General features: G+C 45.1%; 5 protein-coding genes and 7 tRNA genes. 9 read left to right on the top strand and 3 right to left on the bottom strand.

Translation table 11 applies throughout. The features are described from left to right. Window positions 1-37 precede the first annotated feature (37 nt). The 7 genes from ACSR9A_RS06995 to ACSR9A_RS06965 all read left to right on the top strand — a co-directional run bounded on the left by ACSR9A_RS06995 (window position 38) and on the right by ACSR9A_RS06965 (window position 657). Window positions 38-112: transfer RNA gene (locus ACSR9A_RS06995), tRNA-Glu, on the top strand. Window positions 113-122: 10 nt separating this feature from the next. Further along, a tRNA-Val gene (locus tag ACSR9A_RS06990) sits at window positions 123-198 on the top strand. Between the two features lie 16 nt (window positions 199-214). After that, window positions 215-291: transfer RNA gene (locus ACSR9A_RS06985), tRNA-Asp, on the top strand. Between the two features lie 14 nt (window positions 292-305). Then, window positions 306-381 (top strand) — tRNA-Thr (locus ACSR9A_RS06980). Window positions 382-400: 19 nt separating this feature from the next. Next, a tRNA-Leu gene (locus ACSR9A_RS06975) sits at window positions 401-487 on the top strand. A gap of 9 nt (window positions 488-496) precedes the next feature. Next, window positions 497-571: transfer RNA gene (locus tag ACSR9A_RS06970), tRNA-Gly, on the top strand. Window positions 572-580: 9 nt separating this feature from the next. Then, window positions 581-657 (top strand) — tRNA-Pro (locus tag ACSR9A_RS06965). Between the two features lie 183 nt (window positions 658-840). Here the strand turns inward: ACSR9A_RS06965 and isdG are convergent. The 3 genes from isdG to ACSR9A_RS06950 are packed head-to-tail and all read right to left on the bottom strand — an operon-like array spanning window position 841 to window position 3919. Beyond that, a complete protein-coding gene (gene isdG / locus ACSR9A_RS06960; RefSeq protein ID WP_473756344.1) occupies window positions 841-1959 on the bottom strand; it encodes a heme oxygenase in 1119 nt (372 codons plus the stop codon). Next, entirely contained in the window at window positions 1956-2954 is a 999-nt protein-coding gene (locus ACSR9A_RS06955; RefSeq protein ID WP_473756342.1) for a FecCD family ABC transporter permease, read from the bottom strand. The genes isdG and ACSR9A_RS06955 overlap by 4 nt, the downstream gene beginning before the upstream one ends. Continuing rightward, window positions 2951-3919, bottom strand: coding sequence for an ABC transporter substrate-binding protein (locus tag ACSR9A_RS06950; RefSeq protein ID WP_473756340.1), 969 nt, complete (start codon window positions 3917-3919; stop codon window positions 2951-2953). The genes ACSR9A_RS06955 and ACSR9A_RS06950 overlap by 4 nt, the downstream gene beginning before the upstream one ends. Window positions 3920-4456: 537 nt before the next feature. On the opposite strand from ACSR9A_RS06950, the gene isdC reads away from it, so the two are divergent. Together isdC and ACSR9A_RS06940 are read left to right on the top strand one after the other, a co-directional pair. Then, entirely contained in the window at window positions 4457-5470 is a 1014-nt protein-coding gene (isdC, locus tag ACSR9A_RS06945) for a heme uptake protein IsdC (RefSeq protein ID WP_473756338.1), read from the top strand. A 21-nt stretch (window positions 5471-5491) separates the two neighbouring features. Further along, a complete protein-coding gene (locus tag ACSR9A_RS06940) occupies window positions 5492-5923 on the top strand; it encodes an NEAT domain-containing protein (RefSeq protein ID WP_473756335.1) in 432 nt (143 codons plus the stop codon). Window positions 5924-6000 lie beyond the last annotated feature (77 nt).

Below are 6000 nucleotides of genomic sequence, written 5' to 3'. Positions count from 1 at the left end.
TGTGCAACACACATTGATTGGTTTTAAACGTGATCATGGCCCGTTGGTCAAGTGGTTAAGACACCTCCCTTTCACGGAGGTAACAGGGGTTCGAGTCCCCTACGGGTCACCATACCATTTTCGGAGGCTTAGCTCAGCTGGGAGAGCATCTGCCTTACAAGCAGAGGGTCGGGGGTTCGATCCCCTCAGCCTCCACCATTATGATTTTGAATACGGAGCTGTGGTGTAGAGGCCTAACATGCCTGCCTGTCACGCAGGAGACCGCGAGTTCGAATCTCGTCAGCTCCGCCATTCTTTCATTACATGCCGTTGTAGCTCAACTGGTAGAGCAACTGACTTGTAATCAGTAGGTTGGGGGTTCAAGTCCTCTCGACGGCACCATCTTTTTCAAAAAAAATATGCGGTCGTGGCGGAATTGGCAGACGCGCTAGATTCAGGTTCTAGTGGTGTAACAGCCGTGGAGGTTCGAGTCCTCTCGACCGCACCATATTTTTTTGCGGACGTGGCTCAGTGGTAGAGCATCGCCTTGCCAAGGCGAGGGTCGCGAGTTCGAATCTCGTCGTCCGCTCCATTTTTATTTCGGGACGTAGCTCAGCTTGGTAGAGCACCTGGTTTGGGACCAGGGGGTCGCATGTTCAAATCGTGTCGTCCCGACCATTATATGATTTACAGTATGTCTGAACTTGCTCAGCAATTGGAGCGCAAGAGCAGGCTTTTTTATTTGGAAATAACACATAAGAGCGATAGCTTATACATATGTAAGAAGCTTGCAGTTCCACATGAAAAGTGGTTCTGCAAGCTTCTTTTTTTATAGGAATACAACTGGTTTAAAGTAGCAGGTTAGTTAACCGCAGCAATGGGGTTCCTGATGACTTTGACTTCGTAGAATGTAATCGTATTGGAGATGATGTAGTCCGGTGTTCCTCCGCGACGGGAATGAGCTTCACGGAAAGCGTCGCTGCGAGTCCAAGCATTGAAATCCTCTTTCGTATTCCAGCGTGTAACAATGGATACTTCCTCGTAGTCTTTCGTTTTCTCTGTCAACAAAACCTCAAGGCCAAGGAACCCCTCTGCTTTTTCTACGTCGCCAACGAGATCAAAGCGTTCAATCAGCTTGTGGGCATTGCCTTTTGTAATATGGGATGCATTAGTAACAATAATCATTTTAGTGTCCTCCTGATTTTTTCTTGGATTCGGGATAATAAGGGGATAACCTTCATCAAATTTGATACGGGCATCCATGTTATACACATCTTTTAAAAACTCTGAAGTTAGTACAGTTTGTGGTTCCCCTGTCATGGCAATTAATCCGCGTTTCATAGCAATCATATGGTCACAGTATGCAGCTGCTTGTTGGAGGTCATGTAAAACCATAACAATTGTAATCTGATGATCCCGATTAATCTGCTGCAGCATCTCCATCACATCGAATTGATGTGCAATATCGAGATAAGTAGTAGGCTCGTCGAGCAGAAGAATATTCGTTTTTTGCGCTAACGCCATGGCGATTCGCGCTTTTTGCTGTTCACCTCCAGATAGAGTGTAAAACATTTGGTGCTGGTAACGCTTAGTGCCGGTAATGGTTAGTGCCCAATCTATGATGTCATTATCTTCGTAAGTCATTTTGTTTTTGAACATAGGCTTGTGAGGCGAACGTCCAAAGGAGACGAGTTCACGTACCGTTAGGTCGGGAATCATTTCTTTAGATTGCGTAAGCATTGCGATATCTTTGGCAAAATCTTTGGATTTGTAGCTTTTAAGCGGCTTCTGATTAATAAATACTTCACCCTTGTCTGGCGTAAGCAGCTTGGTAATGACCTTCAGCATCGTGGATTTGCCTGATCCATTAGGACCAACAATGGCCGTGATTTTTCCTGAAGGAATAATCATGTTGGCATCTTCCATTTCGAAAGCGCCGACGGATAAGCCTACATTTTCGATATTGATAGCAGCATTCATCGTATTGCCCCCTTTTTACGTAATAAATAAAGAAAGAATGGTGCCCCTAGACAGGCGAGAAGAATGCCTACAGGAAGCTCAATCGGATCAAACCAGGTACGTGCAAATGTATCTGCTAAAACGACTAACGATGCTCCACCAACGATAGAAAGCGGCAGGAGAAAGCGATAGTCGTCTCCGATAATTAAACGAATGGCATGTGGGACGACAAGCCCAACAAAACCAATTAATCCAGCTACGCTGACGGCAGCTCCGGCTAAAAGTGCAGCCAAAATAATGAGCAGAAAGCGCTGGATCTGAACTTTTTGGCCAAGCAGTTGGGCGGAGTCATCGCCAAGCAGCAGCACATTGGCAGGCTTAATGGCCAGGAAGCAGAGCAGCAGGCCTACTATGGCATAAGGTGCCATGAAGGAGAGATGGCTCCAGCTTCTTCCGTTCAGCCCACCTGCAAGCCAAGGTAGAACCGATTGTACACGGTCGCTATAGACGACCATAAGTCCATTTGTTACAGCTCCGAGCAGTGCATTAATGGCTACACCTGCTAGCACGATTTTGATAGGCGAGGTCCCTTTGTCCCATGCGCTCAAATAGATCAGCAGGCAAGTAATGCTCGCGCCTAAAAAGGCTGCTATTGGCAGCATATAGCCAAGCTGCGGAAGGACAACCATTGTGATAACAGCTGCAAGGCCGCCGCCAGCGGAAACCCCGATAATGCCGGGATCCGCGAGAGGATTGCGCATTACGCCTTGTAACAGAGCGCCTGATGCAGCTAAGCAAGCACCTACCAGCAGGCCAATAATGACACGCGGCATTCTTAAATTCATAATAATGGTTTCGTAACGGGGATCGGCATCGGAAGTGAGTACCTGGCCAATCTCTTTTAACGTAATAGGGACAGAGCCGTAAACGAGACCGAAATAAGTAACGAGCAGCAAAATAATAGGCGCAATTATGATAGACCATTTGCGCCGGCGGCTTCGCTCTGTTTTATTCATGGCTGCTTCTTCTCTTCGTCTAGCATTTCAATCATAAGGGTGAGCGCATCTGTTATACGGGTCCCCGGGTTTGTGCCGAACAGGTCGGCAGGCAGTACTTCGATAGCATTGTTTTTTACAGCATCTAGTCCATTCCAGGCAGCATTGCTTTGCATTTCCTTAAGAAAGGCATCCTTTACCTGATCCGGATTGCCATGCGTCATAATCATGACAACTTGCGGATTGGACTGAACAATTCTTTCTGAGTTGAGCTGGGCATATTGTGGATAGCTTTGAAGTGCTTCGTAGTCGGAAGCAATATTTTCCCCGCCAGCCATCTCCAAAATATTGCCGCTGAGGGAGTTGGGCAGTGCAGCCATAAAGGTGCCAGGAGCGCCGTATACTAATAGAGCTCGAGTCTTGTTCGTGCTGGCACTTGCAGCAATTTGGCTGAGCTTGTCATCAATTTCGGCAATAAGCTCTTCAGCGCGCGACTGCTTTTGCAGAAGCTGGCCTAGCAGCGTAATCTGCTTTTTAATATCATCTATAGAATTGGCAGAGGAAAGCACCATCTTGGCTCCAATGCTTTCTATAGTGGGGATATCCTTCGTATTCATAGGATTGTTGCCCAGCACGACATCCGCTTTCAAAAATGCGATTTTCTCCAGATCAACCTCGTGGGTAGATCCGATTTGTTCCACTGCCTCTGCTGCTTCGTTGCTTAATGGAACGGAGGAGGTTGGCCTGCCGACGAGAGTTCCCCCGAGGGCATAAATAATATCGGCTTCTCCATTGCTTAACGCTACAATATGCGAAGGGACAGCAGCAAATGTTAATTGCCTTCCTGCAAAATCGGTTATGGCTACGGCATTCTGTTTTTCAGCATTGCTCGTAACTCCTTGTGCAGCGTTCGAATCAACAGTTTGCGAGCAACCTGCTGCAGCTAAGAGAAGCAGAGCCAGCATCGCAGGGTATAAAATTTTCATATAATCCTCCCAATCCGATCTGATAATGATTATTATTATTAAAATAATGATATTGTAAATGATAATCAATGTCAATAAGAAATAAACAATATATAGAAAAAATAATATTGGTATTGAAAAAGTAAATTCATTCTTTTGAAAAGTGAATTATCGTACTTTAATATGAAAATAGAAAATAATTATATTTTATCAGTGAAATATAAATCATATCTAAAGCTTTAAAATCATATAAAGAAAAATAAAACAAAAAAATATTAAAATAAGTGATTGACAAAATTAATACAGTTACGTTAATATCAAGTTGTCGGGCAGCTGAGAAACCATTTGCTAGACATCCTAAAGAGCTGTGAAGGGCATGATGAGCAGACTTAGGAGAGGGGAAGAGAAGGTATTTTTTTTGACACTCAATTGATAATGATAATCATTAACTTGATTGTTGTCTACCTTTTCTAAACTATTTTTTTCCATACGACAGGAGAGGAGGAGAAAGACTTCATTCGTAAACTCCCAATATCAGCTTTCTTAATTATTTGTTTTATGATTCTTCTTGCAGCGCCGGCGGCCTATGCGCAGAGCATGGTAGACGGTACATATACGATTGATTATGTCATCAAGAAAGCTGAAGACGAATCGGCATCTATGGCAAATGATTATTGGGAAAAGCCTGCCAAGGTTATCGTTGAAAACGGAAAAATAACAGTGCAGCTGCAAATTAATCATAGTGCTTGGGTAACAGAGTTTAAAGTTCCTGGCGGTGGAGGTTACGTGAACACGAAGGTTATCAGCAGCAGTAAGGCTAATGATACGCGGGTTGTGCAGTTCAGCGTAGACGATTTGTCCCAAGCGATGCTGTCTAAAATTCATGTCACAGTTCCAGATATTGATTATGATCATGACTACACTATACGTTTTGTGTTTGATGCGAATAGCCTGAAGCTTGTAAGCAAGGCAGAAACACCTGCGACAGCGGAGACCACTCCTAAACCTGCAGCGTCTGCGGAAACAAAGCCGACTGCCACACCGACACCTAAGGCGACTGCTTCCCCGAAAGCGACCAAGGCGCCTGCTAAGGATGGAAATGCTGGGGCAGCAGTTACACCGAAGGCTTCTGCTCAAGCAATGCCGACTGCTGCTGAAGAAAAAGGCACAGCTGACAACAGTGTAGTGGAAAGCGCTACCCCGTCATCGGCAGAGCCTAAGGAGGCAGCAGCAAGCTCATCTCCTGTAGCTGTAGAGACGCCGGAAGCGTTAACTGATGCAGCTGCTTCTGCAGAGGTGGCAACTGCTTCACCAGAGGAAGCGGAGAAGGCAGTATTGGAAGCGGGAACAGACAAGTCTGTTGAAGCTGCCAGTACAACCGAGGACGAAGTGACGGCTGAGGATGCAGGTAAGGCTAAAGTCGGTGAAACCGTTTCTGTAGAAGCTGCGGCAGAGGTAGAACCGCTTCAAGAGCGCTCCAATCATTGGGCGACGCCACTCGCGGTTGTTGGTATCGTTATTTTAGCAGGAGCTGCTATGTATTTTTATCGTAAGAACAAAACCAAAAACTAATAATAGGGAGTGTTTATAATTATGATTAAATCGTTCAAAAAAATGATGCCTTTGATGCTGTTGGTTATGGCTGTTGCTTTGGTTGTTCAAGTAGGTTCTGCTTTTGCGGCAACTTCACTGAGCTTTACTGTTTTGAAACCAGACGGCACAGTTTCTTATGCTAACGCATACGCAAACAGCCCTGCAAGCCTTGCATCGGATGATAAAACAGTTACTCTGTCCTTCTCTGGCGGCAGCTATATCAACTCGTTGAGCATTTCTAATGACGGCGGCGCTACTTACACTGTTGTTAATGCAACTACTCTTACAAACGGTGACAAACAATTTACTTTCGAAGTAGATGACCTTTCTGCTCAAACCGTTGCCAAAATCCATGTTACAGTGCCACCATTCCCAGGTTACCCAGATGGCTACAACACGGTTCATGATATCAAATTCAGCTGGGATCTGTAAGATCATTCGCACTAATTAAACAAAGATAGAGTACAAAGAACGGTCTGTTTTATACAGACCGTTCTTTTGCCGGGTGA

The organism is Paenibacillus sp. R-74696, from assembly GCF_055814915.1.
Note: the sequence above shows the minus strand (reverse complement) of the source record. Positions and strands in the feature narration are given on the sequence as shown.

Bases quoted from the DNA above. Each gene is read 5' to 3' on its own strand.
- isdG (WP_473756344.1), bottom strand. From the start codon at position 1,959: ATGAATGCTGCTATCAATATCGAAAATGTAGGCTTATCCGTCGGCGCT.
- ACSR9A_RS06955 (WP_473756342.1), bottom strand. From the start codon at position 2,954: ATGAATAAAACAGAGCGAAGCCGCCGGCGCAAATGGTCTATCATAATT.
- ACSR9A_RS06950 (WP_473756340.1), bottom strand. From the start codon at position 3,919: ATGAAAATTTTATACCCTGCGATGCTGGCTCTGCTTCTCTTAGCTGCA.
- isdC (WP_473756338.1), top strand. From the start codon at position 4,457: ATGATTCTTCTTGCAGCGCCGGCGGCCTATGCGCAGAGCATGGTAGAC.
- ACSR9A_RS06940 (WP_473756335.1), top strand. From the start codon at position 5,492: ATGATTAAATCGTTCAAAAAAATGATGCCTTTGATGCTGTTGGTTATG.